The 295-nt window shown below is 69.2% G+C and carries 1 protein-coding gene; it reads right to left on the bottom strand.

What is annotated here, in order from left to right; genetic code table 11:
- Positions 1–295: N-formylglutamate amidohydrolase (locus EN818_RS31955; RefSeq protein WP_189524016.1), on the bottom strand; the 295-nt coding region annotated here is incomplete at both ends.

Raw genomic sequence — 295 nt, 5'->3', positions numbered from 1 at the left:
GCGTGCGCCACCGAGGAAATCATCGCCCCGACGGCGTCGTGATAGGGCCGGTAGAAGCGGTCGAGGCGCTTCTCCCGCTCGTCTTCGGCCATGGGATAGTTTCCCGGCACGATGGTGCCGTCATAGAGCTGGCGGATCAGCGTTGGGTCGTCCTCGCCGCGGTTGGGGTCGATCAGAAGCCGGGAGAAGCCGGCAAGCAGGGCCGGCGCGTCGAGCGCCGCCGCCAGCTCGCGGGTGACCGTCTCGACGCCGATGTCATAGGCGATGTGGCGCTCGAACTCCGCCGCCGGCAGGC

This window comes from Mesorhizobium sp. M3A.F.Ca.ET.175.01.1.1 (assembly GCF_004791945.1).
GTDB lineage: Bacteria > Pseudomonadota > Alphaproteobacteria > Rhizobiales > Rhizobiaceae > Mesorhizobium.
Note: the sequence above shows the minus strand (reverse complement) of the source record. Positions and strands in the feature narration are given on the sequence as shown.